The 20,053-nt window shown below is 68.7% G+C and carries 16 protein-coding genes; 15 read left to right on the plus strand and 1 reads right to left on the minus strand.

Annotated elements, in window-relative coordinates:
* The first annotated feature begins 27 nt into the window (after positions 1 to 27).
* The gene (locus tag EVU97_RS02690) at positions 28 to 1,884 is read left to right on the plus strand and encodes an ABC transporter ATP-binding protein (RefSeq protein WP_165357850.1); all 1,857 of its coding nucleotides are present in this window, start codon (positions 28 to 30) and stop codon (positions 1,882 to 1,884) included.
* Positions 1,881 to 3,656, plus strand: coding sequence for an ABC transporter ATP-binding protein (locus EVU97_RS02695; RefSeq protein ID WP_129663332.1), 1,776 nt, complete (start codon positions 1,881 to 1,883; stop codon positions 3,654 to 3,656). Before EVU97_RS02690 ends, EVU97_RS02695 begins: the two co-directional genes overlap by 4 nt.
* Before the next feature lie 4 nt (positions 3,657 to 3,660).
* Here EVU97_RS02695 and EVU97_RS02700 read toward each other — a convergent pair whose 3' ends face one another.
* Positions 3,661 to 4,272, minus strand: coding sequence for a CoA pyrophosphatase (locus tag EVU97_RS02700; protein ID WP_129663334.1), 612 nt, complete (start codon positions 4,270 to 4,272; stop codon positions 3,661 to 3,663).
* Between the two features lie 405 nt (positions 4,273 to 4,677).
* On the opposite strand from EVU97_RS02700, the gene EVU97_RS02705 reads away from it, so the two are divergent.
* The 13 genes from EVU97_RS02705 (at position 4,678) to EVU97_RS02765 (ending at position 20,033) form a co-directional block, all read left to right on the plus strand.
* Positions 4,678 to 5,577: an HNH endonuclease signature motif containing protein gene (locus tag EVU97_RS02705; protein ID WP_129663336.1), complete on the plus strand. Its 900-nt coding sequence runs from the start codon at positions 4,678 to 4,680 to the stop codon at positions 5,575 to 5,577.
* Between the two features lie 175 nt (positions 5,578 to 5,752).
* Entirely contained in the window at positions 5,753 to 6,217 is a 465-nt protein-coding gene (hisI, locus tag EVU97_RS02710) for a phosphoribosyl-AMP cyclohydrolase (RefSeq protein WP_129663338.1), read from the plus strand.
* Entirely contained in the window at positions 6,214 to 7,761 is a 1,548-nt protein-coding gene (locus EVU97_RS02715) for an anthranilate synthase component I (RefSeq protein WP_129663340.1), read from the plus strand. The genes hisI and EVU97_RS02715 overlap by 4 nt, the downstream gene beginning before the upstream one ends.
* On the plus strand, positions 7,758 to 8,333 hold the full coding sequence (locus EVU97_RS02720; protein ID WP_047312716.1) for a Trp biosynthesis-associated membrane protein: 576 nt from the start codon (positions 7,758 to 7,760) through the stop codon (positions 8,331 to 8,333). Before EVU97_RS02715 ends, EVU97_RS02720 begins: the two co-directional genes overlap by 4 nt.
* Before the next feature lie 135 nt (positions 8,334 to 8,468).
* Positions 8,469 to 8,693: an HGxxPAAW family protein gene (locus EVU97_RS02725; protein ID WP_047312717.1), complete on the plus strand. Its 225-nt coding sequence runs from the start codon at positions 8,469 to 8,471 to the stop codon at positions 8,691 to 8,693.
* Between the two features lie 55 nt (positions 8,694 to 8,748).
* Positions 8,749 to 9,558, plus strand: coding sequence for an indole-3-glycerol phosphate synthase TrpC (gene trpC, locus EVU97_RS02730; protein WP_129663342.1), 810 nt, complete (start codon positions 8,749 to 8,751; stop codon positions 9,556 to 9,558).
* Entirely contained in the window at positions 9,555 to 10,826 is a 1,272-nt protein-coding gene (gene trpB / locus EVU97_RS02735; RefSeq protein ID WP_047312719.1) for a tryptophan synthase subunit beta, read from the plus strand. The genes trpC and trpB overlap by 4 nt, the downstream gene beginning before the upstream one ends.
* Complete coding sequence (gene trpA, locus EVU97_RS02740) at positions 10,823 to 11,614, plus strand: tryptophan synthase subunit alpha (RefSeq protein ID WP_129663344.1); 792 nt, start codon at positions 10,823 to 10,825, stop codon at positions 11,612 to 11,614. The genes trpB and trpA overlap by 4 nt, the downstream gene beginning before the upstream one ends.
* A 29-nt stretch (positions 11,615 to 11,643) precedes the next feature.
* Positions 11,644 to 12,090, plus strand: a complete 447-nt coding sequence (locus tag EVU97_RS02745) for a MauE/DoxX family redox-associated membrane protein (protein WP_231579609.1) — start codon at positions 11,644 to 11,646, stop codon at positions 12,088 to 12,090.
* Positions 12,091 to 12,127: 37 nt separating this feature from the next.
* Entirely contained in the window at positions 12,128 to 12,886 is a 759-nt protein-coding gene (locus EVU97_RS02750; RefSeq protein WP_052947138.1) for a thioredoxin domain-containing protein, read from the plus strand.
* Complete coding sequence (lgt, locus tag EVU97_RS02755) at positions 12,886 to 13,839, plus strand: prolipoprotein diacylglyceryl transferase (protein ID WP_129663348.1); 954 nt, start codon at positions 12,886 to 12,888, stop codon at positions 13,837 to 13,839. Before EVU97_RS02750 ends, lgt begins: the two co-directional genes overlap by 1 nt.
* A 199-nt stretch (positions 13,840 to 14,038) precedes the next feature.
* Entirely contained in the window at positions 14,039 to 18,583 is a 4,545-nt protein-coding gene (gltB, locus tag EVU97_RS02760) for a glutamate synthase large subunit (RefSeq protein ID WP_129663350.1), read from the plus strand.
* The gene (locus EVU97_RS02765; protein ID WP_129663352.1) at positions 18,576 to 20,033 is read left to right on the plus strand and encodes a glutamate synthase subunit beta; all 1,458 of its coding nucleotides are present in this window, start codon (positions 18,576 to 18,578) and stop codon (positions 20,031 to 20,033) included. Before gltB ends, EVU97_RS02765 begins: the two co-directional genes overlap by 8 nt.
* Positions 20,034 to 20,053: the final 20 nt, after the last annotated feature.

Consider the following 20,053-nt stretch of genomic DNA (forward strand, 5'->3'; position numbering starts at 1 on the left):
CGACCGAGCGAGCAAAGGAACCCCCGCGTGAGTGCAGCCGACCTGGTCCCCGACGCGTCACCCGTTCGCGTCACCCTGGCAGGGTGCCGTGAGGAGTGGCGCTGGTTCGTCTTCTCCGTCCTCGGGGCGACCGGTTACGGCGTGCTCACCGTGCTCACCGCGTCCGTGATCGGCGGGCTCGTGGCGGACGTCGTCACGCCTGCCGTGCGCGAGGGCGAACTCACCGGCGCGATGGCCTGGCAGGTGGCCTGGCAACTCGGCGGCGTCGTGTTCCTCAACGTCATCGCCGTCATCGTGCGACGTATCGCCGCCGGCATCACGTACAACAACCTCATCGCCTCGACGCGGCGTCGGGTGACGCGCGCCTACCAGGACCTGCCGATGCGTTGGCACCAGGTACATCCCTCGGGACGTCTGCTCTCGCACGCGAACTCGGACGTCGAGACGATCTGGAACATCTTCCAGCCACTGCCCATGGCGCTCGGCGTCGCCATCATGCTGCTCTTCGGCTTCGTCTCGATCTTCCTCGTCGACGTCGTCCTGGGCTTCGTCGCGCTCGTCGTGTTCCCGCTGCTCATCGTCATCAACTACTGGTTCCAGATCGTCATGCGCCGTCGTGTCGAGGCATCGCAGGCGGCCCGCGCGCAGGTGAGCACCGTGGCCGACGAGAGCTTCGACGGCGCGCTCGTCGTCAAGGCGCTCGGTCGCGCCGACTCGGAGACCGCGCGCCTCACGCGCTCGGCCGAGGAACTGCGTGATGCCAACATCCGTCTCGGACGGACCGAGGGCATCTTCGACCCGATGACGAATGCGCTGCCGACGCTCGGGTCGCTCGCCGTCGTCGTGGTCGGTGCCGAACGTGTGGCCTCGGGCTCGATCACGGCCGCTGACGTCGTTCAGGTCGCCTACCTCTTCAGCCTGCTCGCATGGCCGGTGCGCGCCTTCGGTTGGATCCTGTTCAGCCTCCCGCAGGTGGCCATCGGGTGGAAGCGCGTCAAGCCGATCCTCGACGACGCAGCCGATCTGCCGCCGCGCCGCCGGGAGGCGTCCCTGCCCGAAGGGCCGTTGGAGCTGCGGGCGCACGGTGTCTCGTTCACGTACGAGGACGCCGACGCTCCCGCGCTCACCGGCGTCGACCTCGAGGTTCCCGCCGGCGGCTCGCTCGCCGTCGTCGGTGCGACGGGCTCGGGCAAGAGCACGCTCGCTCAGGTGCTCGTCGGGCTCACCCCGCCGACGGCCGGCGTCGTCGAGGTGGGTGGTCACGACATCGGTGGCGTGGCGAACCGTGAGGAGCGGGTGGCGCTCGCGACGCAGGACGCGTTCGTGTTCAACGAGTCGAGCGAGGAGAACGTGGCGCTGGGGCGCTCGGATCTCGGTCGCGGCGAGGTGGATCACGCACTCGACGTCGCGCACGCGGCGACGTTCGTCGAGGCCCTGCCGCACGGTCGGGACGAGGCGCTCGGTGAGCGTGGTTCGCGCCTGTCGGGCGGTCAGCGTCAGCGCATCGCGCTCGCACGAGTGATCGCCGGTAAGCCCGGTCTCGTCGTGCTCGACGACTCGACGAGCGCGATCGACCCCGCCGTCGAAGGCGACATCCTCACGTCGCTGCGTTCTGCGACCGAGGGCAGCACCACCGTCATCGTCGCGCACCGCCGCTCGAGCATCCTGCTCGCGGACCGCGTCGTGTACCTCGAGAACGGACGGGTGGCCGCCAGCGGCCGTCACGACGAACTCATGGCCGGCCACCCCGGGTACGCGGCGCTGCTCAGCGCGTACGAGGTGGAGGAAGCCGAGGGTGCTGCCCCTGATGCCGCGGACGTCAATGACGGTGACGGGGACGATGCCGACGCATCCCACGCCGAGGCTGAAGGGGGCCGGGCATGAGCGCCGGCGCAACCAAGGTGACGAGCGACCGCGGCACCCTGCGGCGCGGGCTCTCGCTCGCTCCGGAGATGACGAAGGGCTTCGGCTGGACGCTGTTGCTCGCGCTCGTGGCCACGTCGAGCCAGGTCATCGTGCCGTTGACGCTCCAGCGCGCCATCGACCACAGCATCCTCGCGCCGGGCGGGGTCGATCTCGGCGTCGTGCGGTGGACGTGTGCCCTCGCGGCCCTCGGCGTCGTCGTGGCGGGTGTCTGCTCCTACGTCATGAACGTCAGGCTCTTCCGCGCGTCCGAGCGGGGGTTGGCGACGTTGCGCCGCAAGGCGTTCGCCCACGTGCACGCCCTGTCGACGCTGACGCTCAACGCGTCCCGCCGCGGTTCGATGGTTTCGCGCGTGACGAGCGACGTCGACCAGATCTCGATGTTCGTCCAGCGCGGCGGCATGATGCTCATCGTCTCCATCGGGCAACTGCTCGTCGCGACGATCCTCATGCTCTGGTACTCGTGGCCGCTCGCCATCTTCGTGTGGATCTGCTTCCTGCCGCTGTTCTTCCTCCTGCGCTACTTCCAGCGGCTCGTCGGGCGCGCGTACGCCGTCGTCCGCGAGCGGGTGGCCGACATGCTGAGCACGATCTCGGAGTCCGTGGCCGGGGCAGCGACCGTCCGCCTGTTCGGTATTCAGCCGCGCACCCAGGAGCGCATGGACGATGCGATCGAGGCGCAGCGCAAGGCCGCCATCGGGGCGCAGATCCGTGCCGTGGGTGCGTTCGTGTCGGGCCAGGGCGTCTCCGGCGCCGCGCTCATCCTCGTCATCATCGCGGGTGCGTGGATGGGCGCCAACGGACACATGACGATCGGTGAGATCACCGCCTTCGTGTTCCTCACCAACCTCTTCACGCAGCCCGTTCAGACGGCCACCGAGGTCCTCAACGACCTGCAGAACGCTCTCGCCGGCTGGCGACGCGTCATCGAGTTGCTCGACACGCCCCTCGAGGTCGTGCCGCCGGCGCAACCGCAGACGTTGAACGCGGGCGCCAAGTCGGTGCAGCTCGACCACGTCGACTTCGCCTACTCGCCCGACGCCGACCTCGTGCTGCGCGACGTCGACGCGACGATCGCGCCGGGTACGAGTGTCGCCGTCGTCGGTGAGACCGGTTCGGGCAAGAGCACGCTCGCAAAACTGCTGACCCGCCTGGTCGACCCCACGTCGGGTGTCGTGCGCGTCGGTGGACTCGACTTGCGCGACGTCGATGATGCGTCGCTGCGCGAGGCCGTGGCGTACCTGCCGCAGGAGGGTTTCCTCTTCACCGGCACGATCGCCGACAACGTGCGCTTCGCGCGCCCGGACCTCGACGACGCGGGCGTCGAGCGCGCCTTCGTCGGGATCGGGTGCGAGGACTGGCTCGTCCGTCAGCCCGAGGGCGTGCGCACCGAGGTGGGCGCTCGCGGATCGCGGCTCAGCGCGGGGGAGCGGCAGATCGTCGCGCTCGCGCGCACGTATGTGACGGACCCGGACGTGCTCATCCTCGACGAGGCCACCTCAAGTGTCGACCCGTCGACCGATGTTGCCGTCGGCCAGGCACTCGACGAGCTGATGCGCGGCCGGACGAGCGTCATCATCGCGCACCGCCTCGCGACGGCCGAGAAGGCCGACGAGATCTGGGTCATGGACGCCGGACGACTCGTCCAGCGCGGCTCGCACGTTGAACTCGTCGGCGCTGACGGACCCTACCGGCGGCTGCACGAAGGCTGGGTGGCCTCCCACGCGGAGTAGCGCGCTACTTCCAGGCGAACTTGGGCTGCTCGAAGTGGGCCACGCGCGTGCTGCGGCCGTGGAGAACGACTTCCCGGAACTGATGGAGGATCGCCGCCGTCGGCGCGTGGATCCAGTAGTCCTCGAAGGGCCACTGGAACACCGGCTCGCCCAGCCCACGCTGCTCGACGAACCGCGGTTCCGCGTCCAGTTGGGGGAGCGTGATCTCGTGGAGCACCGCAACCTCGGCCGGATTGAGCACCACCTCGTCGAGCACATCGCCGGCCCAGACGACGAACGGGCGGATGAGATAGCCCGAGCGGGTCGCGAAGTCGTCGAGCCTGCCCAAGACTGCGTCGGCCGAAGCCGCGATGCCGAGTTCCTCGTGCAGTTCGCGGAGGGCAGCTTCCTGGGGCGTTTCGCCCGCGTCGATCCGGCCGCCCGGTAGCGCGAACTGACCGGCGTGGGCGCGGAGGCTGGGTGCTCGCTTCTCCATGAGAACAACCGGCTCGTCCGCCCTGTGGGCGATGACGACGCAAACCGCGGCCTCGCGCAGGGGGTTACCGGTGGCTTCACGAGGCTCGAAGTAGGAGAGCTGCTGCGCAATGTGCTGACGCGGGTCGTCGTCACGGGGCATGCGGGCGGCTCCTCTTCGGGTGACTCTGCTGGGTTCGGGCAGAACCCATCGTGGCGCATCGGGCGCTGGTTCGGGGCGCGCCATCGCCAGTGCGTCAGACACGCGCTTGGCCACTCCGGGAAACCGTTCACTCGTCCGCGGAACAGCGAGGCTCTGCGGCTAAAGGATGGGCGCTTGCGGGCGATGATCCTGTAGTCAGCGGCACGTGGGTCAGGGCATTGGGTGCGCACGGACCTGACATGATTCGAACAAGTGTGCGATAATAGAGCATGGATCTGAGGTCGGTGACCGGTCGAGCGCGCTTCGCGACGGCCACGGTCATCTCGGACGAACTCGACCACATCGTCGAACCGGAAGCCCTGGCCCGCGTCACTGACCTGGTGGGAGAAGTCCGGTGCGCGCCGCATGGGCGGCAGTGCCGCGCGGCGGGACGTGCGGAAGCTCCTGCGTGCCCTGGGGCTCGCTCGGGAGGCTGACGAAGTGCTGGCCGACCGCGAGAAGGGTGTGTGGTTCGAACCGCACCTCGACATCGACTCACTCACCGAGATGCGTGTCGTCCTCGACACGGGCGACGCGCTGGCGCTGCACGCCGTCATCGAGGACCGCGCCGAACACCTGCACGCCGGCTGGGGCGGAGGAGGGCTGCCGCCGTCGCGGGGTCGCTGTCGTGTCGATGCGCTGGTCGACCTGATGGTCGAGAACCGTTCGGTGCATGCTGCTTTCACGCTGCAAGTGCCGTTGGCCGCTGACTCGCCGCCCACTCAGTCCCTCCGGCGCGAGCAGTATTCCACCATGCGTTTCGTCAGAGCGCTGCGTTCCTCACCAGGGGAGAGCTCTGCCTTCGCTGACGTCGACGTGCCAGGAATGGGTGTCGTGACAGATGAGGCGCTCGCTCGGCTAGCCGCATCGATCGGAACGACGTTCGCGGTTCGCCTCACCCGCGATCTGGCTAACGGTCGCGTCGTGACAACCGGCACGCTGTCGCAGACGTACCGACCGCACGCCACAATGGCGGCCCTCGTCACCGATCGCGACGAGGTGTGCCGCTTCCCGTACTGCACGCGGCCCGGGACATCTGCAGACCTCGACCACGTCATCCCGTTCGCCGAGGGCGGCGCAACGAGCGGGTCGAACCTCCAGAGTCTGTGCCGTCATCACCACCGCGCCAAGACGTTCGGCGGATACGCGGTGAGCATGGATGCCGAAGCCACATGCGAGTGGGAGTCGCCCACCGGCCGCCGCTGGCTGACCCGCCCCGGCGGAGCCACGGTGCCGCTGGAACCGCGCGCGGGCCGCGTCGCCTGAGCGTCGCTGTGGCGCAGCTGACGCAGTTCGGTTCACCTGACGCGTTTTGCGCCTGCTCAGACTGCGTCACGTGAACTGAATCGCATCATCTGCCCGCGTCGGCGCGGCGCCCTCACGCCCGCCCGGTGCCGCCAAGCACAGACGGGTTCTCGCTCCGGCACGTGCGGTTGGCACAATGGCACCCATGACTTCGACGCCCCTGCCCACCGAGATCGCCAAGCGGCTCAAGCGCGACGACTCGGGTCTCGTGGCCGCCATCGTCCAGGATGAGGCGAGTGGCGAGGTGCTCATGCTGGGCTGGATGGACGACGAGGCGCTGCGGCGCACGCTGAACGACGGGCGCGTCACCTTCTGGTCGCGCAGCCGTGGTGAGTACTGGCGCAAGGGCGACACGTCGGGGCATGCGCAGTACGTGAAGTCCGTCGCGCTCGACTGCGACGGTGACGCACTCCTCGTCCGCGTGGAGCAGATCGGTGCCGCCTGCCACACCGGCGCGCGCACCTGCTTCTTCACCGATCTGGACGCCACCGTCGGAGCTCCGACACACGCCACTGGCCCCGCCGCGGGCGCGATGTCGGAGATCGACCAGCACGACCTCAAGCCGACCCACGAGCAGCACCCCACGGAGGATCCCGCATGACGACGACGCCCAGCCTGGCCGCCGACCTCACCTGGGGCGCCACGTGGCCGAGCGCCGACGTCTTCACTCACCTCGCAACGGAACGCCGCGTCATTCCCGTCGTCCGACGCCTGCTCGCCGACGCCGAAACCCCGATCGGCGTCTACCGCAAGCTCGCGCGCGACGAGCCCGGCACGTTCCTCCTCGAATCCGCCGAGCACGGCGGCGTGTGGTCACGCTACTCGTTCATCGGCGCCGCGAGCCGCGCCACGCTCACCGAGCGTGACGGCGAGGTCGTCTGGCTCGGCGATGTGCCTACCGGCCTTCCGACGAGCGGCCTCGCCGTCGACGCCCTGCGCGAGAGCCTCGAACTACTCCACACCGAACGCATCCCCGGCCTGCCGCCCCTGACGAGTGGCCTCGTGGGCGCCATCGGCTACGACGCCGTGCGCCGCTGGGAGAAAATCGGCGACGATGCCGAGGACGCGCTGGGCATCCCCGAGGTGACGATGCTGCTCGCCACCGACCTGGCCGTCATGGACCACCAGGACGGCTCGCTCCTGCTCATCGCCAACGCGGTCAACTTCGACGGCCTCGACACCGGCGTCGAGGGCGCCTACGCGGACGCCGTTGCGCGCCTCGACGCCATGCAGCAGCGCCTCGGCGGCTCGGCACCCTCCACGGTCGCCGTGCCGCACACGCCCGAGAAGGACGTGCGCAGCACGCACACGCGCGAGCAGTTCCACGACATGGTCGAGGCCTGCAAGGAGGACATCCGCGCCGGCGAGGCGTTCCAGATCGTCGTCTCCCAGCGCTTCAGCGTCGACACCGACGCCGACGCGCTCGACGTCTACCGCGCCCTGCGTGCGAGCAACCCCAGCCCATACATGTACCTGCTGCGCCTGCCCCTGCCCGACGGCGGCGTCTACGACGTCGTCGGCTCGTCGCCCGAGGCTCTCGTCAAGGTGACTGGCGAGCGGGTCATCACCCACCCCATCGCCGGCTCGCGCCCGCGCGGCAAGACGCCGGAACACGACCGGGAGCTGGGCGACGACCTGCTGAACGACCCGAAGGAACGCAGCGAGCACCTCATGCTCGTCGACCTCTCGCGCAACGACCTGCAACGCGTCTGCGGCGCCGGAACCGTGGAGACGGTCGAGTTCATGAACATCCGCAACTACAGCCACGTCATCCACCTCGAGTCCACCGTCGTCGGCACGAAGCGCGAGGACGCCAGCGCGTACGACGTGCTCGAGGCCACCTTCCCGGCCGGGACGCTCTCGGGTGCCCCGAAGCCGCGCGCCATGCAGATCATCGAGTCGCGCGAAGGCTCACGCCGCGGCGTGTACGGGGGAGTGATCGGCTACTTCGACTTCGCCGGTGACGCGGACGCGGCCATCGCCATCCGCACGGCGGTGCTCAAGGACGGCGTGGCCCACGTTCAGGCGGGAGCCGGCGTCGTGGCCGACTCGGTGCCCGAGAGCGAATACCAAGAGACGATCAACAAGGCGGCGGCCGCCCTGCGAGCAGTTGCGACCGCCACCGGGATGGAGCCCATCCGATGAGGGACATCTCCTCGAAGCGCAGCGTCATCCTCCTGTCGCTCATCGCGGGCGTCCTCGCGCTCATCGCCTCCGGACGCGCGTGGATCAACGGCACCCTCAACGACGGGGTCCTCTCGACGAACGCGGTCGACGTGACGGGCAACCAGGCGATCCCGGGGTACTTCGGAATCGCCCTCGTCGCGTGCGCGGGCCTGCTGGCCGCCGCGACCGCCGGTCGCATTGCGCGCTGGCCCGCCGGCGTCATCTCCTTGCTCGGTTCGATTGCCATGGTCGCTTTGACGCTGCGGACACTGCTCGACCCTGCCTCGGCCGTGAAGAGCCGCATGTCCTCCGTCACCGGCCACACCGGTGAAGCGGTGGCCCGCGGCGAATTCACCGTCTGGTTCTGGGTGGCCGTGTTCGCGGCGCTCCTCGCGCTGTTGTCCTCGGTGCTCGGCCTGCTCGGTCTGCGCCGCTGGCACGGTCTGTCGAGTCGTTACGAGGCGCCCGTCGACGGTGAGGCGCCCAAGCGCTCCGAGGAGAGCGACTGGGATCTCATGTCGCGCGGCGTCGACCCGACCGATCGCACCTGAGCGACACGCGCCACACCCCGGGCTCGCACGAGCCGTGTGAGCCTGACAGAATGACCTGGAACACCTCGCCGCGCCCGTCGGATCCGGTACGAATCGGAACGAATGTGCGCGCCCTCATCAAGGAGAAGCCTGACGATGTCCGGAGACAGCCCCTACCTCGACCACGGTCACAGCGTCGCCGCGTGGACGGGCGTCACCATCTGCCTGATCGCCTCGCTCATCATCGCGGCCGGCGTCTTTTTCGGTAACGACATGCTTGCCATCGTCGGTGGCATCGTCTTCATCGCCGGCGGCCTCGTCGGCTGGGCCATGGGCAAGGCGAACAAGGGCAAGAAGAAGGGCCAGGCGAGCCACGCCTGACCCGTCCCGTGGACAACCCGTGAGGCCGTGGGCCTCACGATGATTGGATAAGACAGTGACCACTGTTCTCGACTCGATCATCGCCGGGGTCCGCGAAGATCTCGCTGAGCGCGTCCGCGTCAGGTCCCTCGCCAGCGTCGAAGCCGACGCTCGTGCGCAGGCCCCGGCACGTGACGCGCTCGCGGCTTTTCGCGCCTCCAGCGAGCAAGGCCGCATCGGCGTCATCTCCGAGGTGAAGCGCTCCAGCCCGAGCAAGGGCGCGCTCGCCGAGATCCCGGACCCGGCGCACCTCGCGAACGCGTACGCCGACGGTGGCGCGACGGCCATCTCCGTTCTCACCGAGCAGCGGCGCTTCGGTGGGAGCCTCGCCGACCTCGACGCCGTTCGCGCGGCGGTCGACATCCCGGTTCTGCGCAAGGACTTCATGGTCGAGCCGTACCAGTTCTTCGAGGCCCGGGCGCACGGTGCCGACCTCGTCCTGCTCATCGTCGCCGCGCTCGACGACGCCCAGCTGCGCGACTTCCACGACATCACGCGCGAGCTCGGCATGACCGCCCTCGTCGAGGTCCACGACGCCGATGAGGCCGAGCGGGCTCTCGCGCTCGACGCGAAGCTCATCGGCGTCAACGCGCGCAACCTCAAGACGCTGGAGGTCCACCCCGAGGTCTTCGGCCCCATCGCGAAGACGCTGCCGTCGGACGTCGTCAAGGTCGCCGAATCCGGCATCTCCGGCCCGGACGACGCCCGTCGCTACGCCGAGGAGGGCGCCCAGGCGCTCCTCATCGGCGAGGCGCTCGTCAAGAACGGCACCCCGCGTGAGGGGCTGGCCGACATCATCCGCGCCTGCGAAGGAGCCCTGGCATGAGCGAGAAGCAGGTTCGCCCCTCCGGTGAAGGGCTGGTCCCGGCGGGCCTCGGCCGTTTCGGCGCCTACGGCGGCCGCTACGTTCCCGAAGCGCTCGTCGCGGCGCTCGAGGAACTCGACGAGCACCGCCTCGCCGCGATGGAGGACGAGGCGTTCACCGCCGAACTCGCCGAACTGCAGCGCAGCTACACGGGCCGTCCCAGCATCCTCACCGAGGTGCCGCGGTTCGCCGAGCACTGTGGCGGTGCGCGGATCTTCCTCAAGCGTGAGGACCTCAACCACACGGGCTCGCACAAGATCAACAACGTCCTCGGCCAGACGCTGCTCGCCAAGCGCATGGGCAAGACGCGCGTCATCGCCGAGACGGGGGCGGGCCAGCACGGCGTCGCGACGGCCACGGCCGCGGCTCTCATGGGGCTCGAGTGCGTCGTCTACATGGGCAAGGTCGACACGGAGCGCCAGGCGCTCAACGTCGCGCGCATGCAGTTGCTCGGCGCCAAGGTCGTGCCTGTCGAACACGGCAGTCAGACGCTCAAGGACGCCGTCAACGAGGCGTTCCGCGACTGGGTGGCGAACGTCGAGCACACCCACTACGTGCTCGGTACGGTGACGGGCCCGTACCCGTTCCCCGAGATGGTGCGTGACTTCCACAAGGTCATCGGCGAGGAAGCCCGTGAGCAGATCCTCGCGGAGACCGGACGCCTGCCCGACGCCATCTGCGCGTGCGTCGGCGGCGGCTCGAACGCCATGGGCATCTTCCACCGCTTCATCGGCGACGAGGACGTGCGCCTCATCGGCCTCGAGGGCGGCGGCGAGGGCGTCGAGACGGGCAAGCACGCCTCGCGTTTCACCGGCGAGGGGTCGCCCGGCGTGCTCCACGGCGCCTACACCTACGTCATCCAGGACGACGAGGGTCAGACCATCGAGACGCACTCGGTCTCGGCCGGTCTCGACTACCCGAGCGTCGGCCCGGAGCACAGCTACCTCAAGGATTCCGGCCGGGCGGAGTACCACCCCATCACCGACGCCGAGGCGATGGAGGCCTTCAAGCTCCTGTCGCAGACCGAGGGCATCCTCCCGGCCATCGAGTCGGCGCACGCCCTCGCCGGCGCGATGAAGGTCGGTCGCGAACTCGGCCCGGACGGGCTCGTGCTCGTCAGCCTGTCCGGGCGCGGTGACAAGGACGTCCACACCGCCGGACGCTGGTTCGGCCTCATCGACGAGGACGAGGTCGTCGTCGCGGGCGACGAAGAGGAGACGCAGGTATGACGAAGCTGGACGAGGTTCTCGCGGCGACGCGCAGCGAGGGCCGTGCGGCCCTCGTGGGGTACCTGCCCGCCGGATTCCCGTCGCGCGAGGGCTGCCTGCGGGCCGTGCGCACGATGGTCGAGGCGGGCTGCGACATCGTCGAGGTCGGCCTTCCCTACACCGACCCGCTCATGGACGGTCCGGTCATCCAGACGGCTGCCACGCAAGCGCTCGAGCAGGGCGTGCACGTGCCCGACGTCTTCGCCGCGGTGCGCGAGGTCTCGGACGCCGGGGGAGCGGCCGTCGTCATGACGTACTGGAACCCCGTGCTGCGTCACGGCGTGCGCGAGTTCGCCCAGGACCTCGCCGCCGCAGGCGGTAGCGGTCTCATCACGCCCGACCTCGTGCCCGACGAGGGCGCCGACTGGATCGAGGTCGCCGACGAACTCGGCCTGGCCAAGATCTTCCTCGTGGCGCCGAGTTCGACGCCCGCTCGCATCGCAGCGACGACGAACGTCACCTCCGGCTTCGTGTACGCCGCGTCCGTCATGGGTGTGACAGGTGCTCGCACGTCGGTGGGCGAGGCCGCCAAGGGCCTCGTCGAGAAGGTGCGCGCCACCACCGATCTGCCCGTGTGCGTCGGCCTCGGTGTCTCCAGCGGCGAGCAGGCCCGCGAGATCGGCCAGTACGCGGACGGCGTCATCGTCGGCTCGGCCCTCGTCAAGTGCCTGCTCGACGTCGACCTCGACGAAGGTCTCGAGCGACTTGCGGAGAAAACGCGCGAACTCGCGGCGGGCGTCCGCGGATGACGGACAGGGCGCATCTCGAGGGCACCCGCATGCCGTGGGTGTCGCTCGTGCTCCGCCTCGCACTGGCCGCGGTGTTCCTCTTCGCCGGTGTGCCGAAGCTGACGAACTTCCCCGCATCGCGCCGTTCGGTGCGCGCCTACGAACTGTTCTCCTACGACGTGTCGAACCTCATCGGCACGTTGTTGCCCATGGTCGAGGTCGCCCTCGGCGTGCTCCTGCTCGTGGGGCTCTTCACCCGCTTCTCGGCGCTTTGCGCAGCGCTTCTTCTCGTCGTGTTCATCGCCGGAATCGCCTCGGCGTGGGCCCGGGGGCTCTCCATCGACTGCGGCTGCTTCAGCGAAGGTGGAGCAGTCTCCGAGAACGCCACGAAGTATCCGCTCGAGATCGCCCGCGACCTCGTTTTCCTCGTCATGGCGGGGGCACTCAGCCTGCGCCCACGCAGCCGGTTTAGTGTGGATCAGGCCCTCTGGGGCTGAACGACACACTCAGGTCTTCTTCGAAAGGTTCGTGCGCATGCGTCCCGACGCTTCCGACAAGTTGGCCTCCGTCGGCCCCAGGAAGGGGCCGAGCAAGGCCGTCATCGCGTCGGTGGTGGGGCTCGTGGCCGTCCTCGCGATCGGCCTCGTCGCCTTCATGAGCCTTCGCAAGGACGAGACGCCCCAGGCGACAAGTGCCAAGTCGCTGCCACAGGGCGCCATGGCGGGCGGCAAGGGCATGCCGGTCTTCGCCGACAAGGCCAAGGACAGCGCGAAGACCGTGGACGTCTACCTCGACTTCCAGTGCCCGTTCTGCGGGAAGTTCGAAAAGGCGCAGGGGGAGAAGCTCACCGAACTGGCCAAGTCCGGTGACATCAAGCTGAACTACCACGTCAAGACGTTCCTCGACGAGAACATCCCGGGTGACAACTCGGCCCGCGCCGCCAACGCCGCGTTCTGCTCGGCCAACGCCGGCAAGTTCGCCGAGTTCACGCGCGAGACGTTCGAGAACCAGCCGGAGGAGGGCAAGGGCTACACGCAGGACGACCTGCTCGAGTTCGGCAAGAACGTGGGCATCAGCGACGGTGCCGAGTCCGCCTTCGCCTCCTGCGTGAAGAACAACACGTACGGCTCCTACGTCGAGCAGACCGAGGAGCAGACGAACAAGGACGGCGTGAACTCCACCCCTGTCGTCAAGATCAACGGCAAGGACGTCGAGAACGCCGACATGGCCGGAATGATGAACATCGAGGGTTCCACCCCGACGACGATCGACAAGGTTCTGGCGAAGTCCTGATGCTCGCAACGATCCCTTCGCCCACCGAGGGCGTCCTGTGGCTGGGGCCGATCCCGCTGCGCGGTTACGCCCTGTGCATCCTCGCGGGCGTCGTTGTGGCCACGATCATCGCCGGTCGTCGCCTCGAGACCCGCGGGTACGCGCGTGACGCCGCCGTAGGCGTCGTGCTGTGGATCGTTCCGTTCGGCATCGTCGGCGGCAGGCTGTATCACGTCATCACGACACCGCAGCCGTACTTCGGCGAGAACGGCAACCCCGTAGACGCACTCAAGGTGTGGCAGGGCGGCCTCGGTATTTGGGGCGCGGTCGCCCTCGGTGCTCTGGGCGCCTGGATCGGCGCACGCCGTGAGGGCGTGCCCTTCGCCGTTCTGGCCGATGCCATCGCCCCCGGCCTGCCGCTCGCCCAGGCCATCGGCCGCTTCGGCAATTACTTCAACAACGAGCTCTACGGCCGCCGCACCGACGTGCCGTGGGCCCTGGAGATCCACCAGTGGGACAGTGGAGCCGGCAAGGCCGTCGTCGACTCCACGGGTCAGCCGGTCGTGCTCGGCACGTTCCACCCGACGTTCCTCTACGAGGCGCTGTGGTGCCTGCTCATCGCGTTCGTCATCTGGCGTATCTCGGACAGCGGACGTCTGCGTCGCGGACAGGCCTTCGGCCTCTACGTCATGCTCTACCCGATGGGCCGCATCATCGTGGAGCTCATGCGAAGCGACTTCGCCAACCGCATCCTCGGGCTGCGGGTGAACGTGTGGGTCTCGATCCTCGTCTTCCTCCTGGGCCTGGGAATCTTCCTGGCGCGCAGGAAAGCCGATCCGGATGTCCGGCTGGCACGGGCTGGCGACGACAGCGACCGGGGCGCCGACGACGGCGTGTCCACTGCGTCGTCGGACACGTCCGAGACCGCCACCTCCGACGAGGCGACCTCCACGACGAAGGACTCCACGGACTGAGACGCCGTTCGCACGATGACGCCCTCATTTCATTCAGTGAGATGAGGGTGTCCGCTTTCTGAGCGAAAACGCCCTACAGGCGATAGTCTTCTCGGGCCCGCAGGCCAACGCCGTCCCGCGGTTTGTTCCGAACACTGCTCGACGCACGTGCCGTCTCACGACGATGCGTGCGTCCCGACGACGAACAGGACGGTGAGCCATGTCAGCGCATGCTTTCTCCGCCCAACCATCCGCCCAGGGGCTGTACGACCCCACCTTCGAGCACGACGCCTGCGGTGTCGCTCTCGTCGCGACGATGCGCGGCCACGGCGGCCACGACATCGTCGATGCGGCCCTTCTGGCCCTGACGAACCTCGATCACCGCGGCGCCACCGGCGCCGACCCGCTCGTCGGTGACGGCGCCGGCATCCTCACCCAGATTCCCGACGAGTTCCTGCGCGCCGTCGTCGACTTCGACCTGCCGGCCAAGGGCGAGTACGCCGTCGGTATCGCGTTCCTGCCGCAGGATGCGGACGGTCAGTGGGCCGTCGGCGAGAAGTTCGACGCCATCGCCGAAGAGGAGGGCCTCACGGTTCTCGGCTGGCGCGACGTTCCGGTCGACCCGAGCGTCGTCGGTGAGTCGGCCCGCGAGACGATGCCCGTCTTCCGCCAGGTCTTCCTCGCGGCTGCCGACGGGAGCGTCAGCGGCCTCGAACTCGATCGTCGTGCCTTCTGCGCCCGCAAGCGTGCCGAGCACGACCTCGACGTGTACTTCGCGTCCCTGTCGGCGCGCACCGTGGTCTACAAGGGCATGCTCACCACCGCGCAGCTGGAGCAGTTCTACCCGGACCTGTCCGACGAGCGTTTCGCGACGGCCCTCGCCCTCGTGCACAGCCGCTTCTCGACGAACACATTCCCGAGCTGGCCGCTGGCGCACCCGTTCCGCTTCATCGCGCACAACGGTGAGATCAACACCGTCCGCGGTAACCGCAACTGGATGAGCGCGCGTGAGTCGCAGCTCGAGAGCGACGTCCTGCCGGGCGACATCTCGCGTCTGCTGCCGATCTGCACGCCGGACGCCTCCGACTCGGCCACGTTCGACGAGACGCTCGAACTGCTCCACCTGTCGGGCCGCAGCCTGCCGCACGCCGTGCTCATGATGATCCCCGAGGCGTGGGAGAACCACGCCGAGATGGACGCCGCTCGCCGCGCGTTCTACGAGTACCACGCAGCGTTCATGGAGCCGTGGGACGGCCCTGCGTGCGTCACGTTCACCGACGGCAGCCTCATCGGTGCCGTTCTCGACCGCAACGGCCTTCGCCCCGGCCGCTACTCGGTGACCAAGGACGGCCTCGTCGTCCTCGCCTCCGAGGCCGGCGTGCTCGACCTGCCGCCCGAGGACGTCGTCGAACGCGGCCGCTTGCAGCCGGGCCGCATGTTCCTCATCGACACCGAGGCCGGGCGCATCGTTCCCGACGACGAGATCAAGTCCCAGCTCGCCGCGGAGCGCCCGTACCAGCAGTGGCTCGACGAGGGCATCGTCAAGCTGGAGAACCTGCCGGACCGCGAGCACGTCATGTACTCGCAGAGCTCGGTCGAGCGCCGCCAGCAGACGTTCGGCTACACGCACGAGGAACTCAAGATCCTCCTGTCGCCCATGGCTCAGACGGGCGCCGAGGCACTCGGCTCGATGGGCACCGACACGCCCGTGGCCGTGCTCAGCTCCCGGCCGCGGCTCCTGTTCGACTACTTCACGCAGCTCTTCGCGCAGGTCACCAACCCGCCGCTCGACGCCATCCGTGAGGAGCTCGTCACGAGCCTCGGCACGACGATGGGTCCGGAGTCGAACCTTCTCGGCGACGGTCCGGAGCACGCGCGTCAGGTCGAGCTGGGCTTCCCGGTCATCGACAACGACGAGCTCGCCAAGATCGTCCACATCAACGCCGACGGCGACCAGGAGGGCTTCGCGGCCTACGTCATCCGCGGCACCTACCGGGTCGACGGGGGAGCGAGCGCCCTCAAGGCACGCCTCCAGGGCATCTTCGCGGAGGTGAGCCAGGCGATTGCCGACGGCCACCGCTTCGTCGTGCTCTCGGACCGTGACAGCAACGCCGAGTTCGCCCCGATCCCGTCGCTCCTGCTCACGGCAGCCGTGCACCACCACCTCATCCGCGAGAAGACGCGCATGCAGGTCGGCCTCATCGTCGAGGCCGGCGACGTGCGCGAGGTCCACCACGTGGCCCTGCTCGTCGGCTACGGCGCGGCCCTCGTCAACCCCTACCTCGCGATGGAGTCCGTCGAGCAGCTCGCCCGTGACGGCGCGCTCGGTGACATCACGCCCGAGCAGGCCGTGAAGAACCTCATTAAGGCGCTCGGCAAGGGTCTGCTCAAGGTGATGTCGAAGATGGGCATCTCCACGGTGGCCTCCTACCGCGGTGCGCAGGTCTTCGAGGCGCTGGGCCTCAGCCAGGAACTCGTCGACGCGTACTTCACGGCCACGACCTCCCGCCTCGGCGGTGTCGGTCTCGACGTCGTCGCGGCCGAGGTCGCGGCGCGTCACGCGAAGGCGTACCCGAGCGACGGCCAGGGACCGAGCCACCGCACGCTCGAGGTCGGCGGCGAGTACAAGTGGCGTCGCGAGGGCGCACCGCACCTGTTCAACCCGACGACGGTGTTCCGCCTCCAGCACTCGACGCGCTCGCGCCGCTACGACATCTTCAAGCAGTACACACAGGCCGTCGACGACCAGTCGGCGGAGCTCATGACGCTCCGTGGCCTGTTCAAGTTCGCCTCCGACCGCCCGTCGATCTCGATCGACGAGGTCGAGCCGGTGAGCGAGATCGTCAAGCGCTTCTCGACGGGTGCCATGTCGTACGGCTCCATCTCGCGTGAGGCCCACGAGACGCTCGCCGTGGCGATGAACCGCCTCGGCGGCAAGTCGAACACCGGTGAGGGCGGTGAGGACGTCGAGCGCCTGCTCGACCCGACGCGCCGCAGCGCCATCAAGCAGGTGGCCTCCGGCCGCTTCGGCGTGACGTCGCTCTACCTCACCGAGGCCGACGACATCCAGATCAAGATGGCCCAGGGCGCCAAGCCCGGTGAGGGTGGTCAGCTGCCCGGCCCGAAGGTCTACCCGTGGGTGGCGCGCACGCGTCACGCGACGCCGGGCGTCGGCCTCATCTCGCCGCCGCCGCACCACGACATCTACTCGATCGAGGACCTGGCCCAGCTGATCCACGACCTCAAGAACGCCAACCCGAGCGCGCGCATCCACGTGAAGCTCGTCTCCGAGGTCGGCGTCGGCACGGTCGCCGCGGGTGTCTCCAAGGCCCACGCGGACGTCGTGCTCATCTCCGGTCACGACGGCGGTACGGGCGCTTCGCCGCTCACGTCGCTCAAGCACGCCGGTGGCCCGTGGGAGCTCGGCCTCGCCGAGGCCCAGCAGACGCTGCTGCTCAACGGCCTGCGCGACCGCATCGTCGTCCAGACGGACGGCCAGCTCAAGACCGGCCGTGACGTCGTCATCGCGGCCCTGCTCGGTGCCGAGGAGTTCGGTTTCGCCACGGCTCCGCTCGTCGTCTCCGGCTGCATCATGATGCGCGTGTGTCATCTCGACACCTGCCCCGTCGGCATCGCGACGCAGAACCCGGAGCTGCGCGAGCGCTACTCCGGCAAACCCGAGTTCGTCGAGACGTTCTTCGAGTACATCGCCGAAGAGGTGCGCGAATTGCTCGCCGAGCTCGGTTTCCGTTCGATCGCCGAGGCCGTGGGACACGTCGAGGCCCTCGACACCGACGAGGCCGTCGAGCACTGGAAGGCCAGCGGCATGGATCTGTCGCCGATCTTCGCCAAGGCGGAGATGCCCTTCGGTGGCGACCTGTACAACTCCCAGGGCCAGGACCACCACCTCGACGTTGCACTCGACAACGAGCTCATCGAAAAGGCCAAGGCCGCGATCGAGAACAAGGAAGCAGTCGCGTTCGAGACGAAGGTGTCCAACGTCAACCGCACCGTCGGTACGATGCTCGGCCACACGCTGACGAAGCGCTACCGCGACGAGCAACTGCCCGACAACCTCGTCGACATCACCCTGCGCGGTGCTGCGGGGCAGAGCTTCGGCGCCTTCGTGCCGAAGGGGCTCACGCTGCGCCTCGTCGGTGAGGGCAACGACTACGTCGGCAAGGGCCTGTCGGGTGGACGCATCATCGTGCGCCCCGACACCGGGACGGCCCTCGTCGCGGAGGAGAACGCCATCGCCGGCAACGTCATCGCCTACGGTGCGACGAGCGGCGAACTGTTCCTGCGCGGCAAGGTCGGCGAACGCTTCTGCGTGCGTAACTCCGGTGCCACCGCCGTTGTCGAAGGCGTCGGTGACCACGGGTGCGAGTACATGACGGGCGGTCGCGTCCTCATCCTCGGCCCGACGGGACGCAACTTCGCGGCCGGCATGTCCGGCGGCGAGGCCTACGTCCTCGACCTGCGCGAGGAACTCGTCAACGCCGAACTCGTCGACATCACCGGCCTGCGGGAGAGCGACGAGGAGATCGTCAAGGAACTGCTCACCCAGCACGCCGAGGAGACCGGTTCAGCCGTCGCCACGTCACTGCTCGAGGACTGGCCCGCCAGCCTCGTGCGCTTCTCGCTCGTCACGCCGCGTGAGTACCAGCGCGTGCTGAGCATCCGAAAGGACGCCGAAGGCATGGGCGTCGACCCCGACAGTGCCCAGGTGTGGGACCAGATCATGGAGGTGTCGTCTCGTGGCTGACCCCCGCGGATTCCTCAAGACCCGTGAGCGCGAGCTCCCGGCCCGTCGCCCCGTTCCCGTTCGTATCCGTGACTGGAAGGAGGTGTACGAGGAGCAGCAGCTCGGCACCCTGCAGCGTCAGGCCGGCCGATGCATGGACTGCGGCATCCCGTTCTGTCACTCGGGCTGCCCCCTCGGAAACCTCATTCCGGAGTGGAACGACCTCGCGTGGAAGGGGGAGTGGGAGGAGGCCATCGAGCGCCTTCACGCCACGAACAACTTCCCCGAGTTCACCGGGCGCCTGTGCCCGGCGCCGTGCGAGACGGCGTGCGTGCTCGGCATCAGCCAGCCCGCGGTGACGATCAAGCAGATCGAGAAGACCACCGTGGACGAGGCGTTCGAGCGTGGCCACGTCGCGCCGCAGGTGCCCACGCGCCTGACGGGTAAGACGGTCGCCGTCGTCGGCTCCGGCCCTGCCGGTCTCGCAGCGGCCCAGCAGCTCACGCGCGCCGGTCACACCGTGGCCGTCTACGAGCGTGACGACGCGCCCGGTGGCCTCATGCGCTACGGCATTCCCGAGTTCAAGATGGAGAAGGCCGTCCTCGACCGCCGCATCGACCAGATGAAGGCCGAGGGCACCCGGTTCCGCTGCAACAGCGAGATCGGCGTGACGATGACGGCGGAGTCGCTGCGTGCGCGCTACGACGCGGTCGTCCTCGCCATGGGCGCCACCGTGCGTCGCGACCTGCCGGTCGAGGGTCGCGAGTACAAGGGCACCTACCAGGCCATGGAGTACCTGCCCCAGGCCAACCGTGTCTCGCTCGGCGGCGAGGTGGAGGACCAGATCCTCGCCACCGGTAAGGACGTCGTCGTCATCGGTGGCGGTGACACCGGCGCCGACTGCATCGGCACCGCGCTGCGTCAGGGCGCGAAGTCGGTGACGAGCCTCGAGATCATGGCGCGTCCGGGTGAGGACCGCCCGACGAACCAGCCCTGGCCGACCTACCCGATGATCTTCCGTGTCGCCTCGGCGCACGAGGAGGGCGGCGAGCGTGTCTACTCGGCGTCGACGAAGGAGATCATGGGCGACGCCGACGGCAACGTCACGGGCCTCAAAATCGTCGAGGTGACGTTCGAGAACGGAAAGTTCAACGAGGTCGAGGGCAGCGAGCGGGTCATCCCTGCGCAGCTGGTACTCCTCGCCATGGGCTTCCTCGGCCCGCAGGGCGAAGGTCTGCTCGAGCAGCTCGGCGTCGAGAAGGACGAGCGCAGCAACGTCAGCCGTGACGCGAACTTCATGTCGAGCGTGCCCGGCGTGTTCGTTGCAGGTGACTGCGGCCGAGGTCAGTCGCTCATTGTGTGGGCCATCGCCGAGGGCCGTTCGGCGGCCCACGGCGTGGACACCTGGCTCATGGGCGACTCGACGCTCCCGGCGCCGATCGCGCCCACGGATCGTCCGCTGACGGTCTGATCGCAGCCTCGAAGGCCCTC

The sequence above is a fragment of the Dermacoccus sp. 147Ba genome (assembly GCF_004151355.1).
GTDB lineage: Bacteria > Actinomycetota > Actinomycetes > Actinomycetales > Dermatophilaceae > Dermacoccus > Dermacoccus abyssi.

What these genes read in the sequence shown, in the direction of transcription:
- EVU97_RS02695 (WP_129663332.1), top strand. Translation starts at nt 1,881, where the DNA reads ATGAGCGCCGGCGCAACCAAGGTGACGAGCGACCGCGGCACCCTGCGG.
- EVU97_RS02700 (WP_129663334.1), bottom strand. Translation starts at nt 4,272, where the DNA reads ATGCCCCGTGACGACGACCCGCGTCAGCACATTGCGCAGCAGCTCTCC.
- EVU97_RS02705 (WP_129663336.1), top strand. Translation starts at nt 4,678, where the DNA reads ATGGGCGGCAGTGCCGCGCGGCGGGACGTGCGGAAGCTCCTGCGTGCC.
- hisI (WP_129663338.1), top strand. Translation starts at nt 5,753, where the DNA reads ATGGCACCCATGACTTCGACGCCCCTGCCCACCGAGATCGCCAAGCGG.
- EVU97_RS02715 (WP_129663340.1), top strand. Translation starts at nt 6,214, where the DNA reads ATGACGACGACGCCCAGCCTGGCCGCCGACCTCACCTGGGGCGCCACG.
- EVU97_RS02720 (WP_047312716.1), top strand. Translation starts at nt 7,758, where the DNA reads ATGAGGGACATCTCCTCGAAGCGCAGCGTCATCCTCCTGTCGCTCATC.
- EVU97_RS02725 (WP_047312717.1), top strand. Translation starts at nt 8,469, where the DNA reads ATGTCCGGAGACAGCCCCTACCTCGACCACGGTCACAGCGTCGCCGCG.
- trpB (WP_047312719.1), top strand. Translation starts at nt 9,555, where the DNA reads ATGAGCGAGAAGCAGGTTCGCCCCTCCGGTGAAGGGCTGGTCCCGGCG.
- trpA (WP_129663344.1), top strand. Translation starts at nt 10,823, where the DNA reads ATGACGAAGCTGGACGAGGTTCTCGCGGCGACGCGCAGCGAGGGCCGT.
- EVU97_RS02745 (WP_231579609.1), top strand. Translation starts at nt 11,644, where the DNA reads ATGCCGTGGGTGTCGCTCGTGCTCCGCCTCGCACTGGCCGCGGTGTTC.
- EVU97_RS02750 (WP_052947138.1), top strand. Translation starts at nt 12,128, where the DNA reads ATGCGTCCCGACGCTTCCGACAAGTTGGCCTCCGTCGGCCCCAGGAAG.
- lgt (WP_129663348.1), top strand. Translation starts at nt 12,886, where the DNA reads ATGCTCGCAACGATCCCTTCGCCCACCGAGGGCGTCCTGTGGCTGGGG.
- gltB (WP_129663350.1), top strand. Translation starts at nt 14,039, where the DNA reads ATGTCAGCGCATGCTTTCTCCGCCCAACCATCCGCCCAGGGGCTGTAC.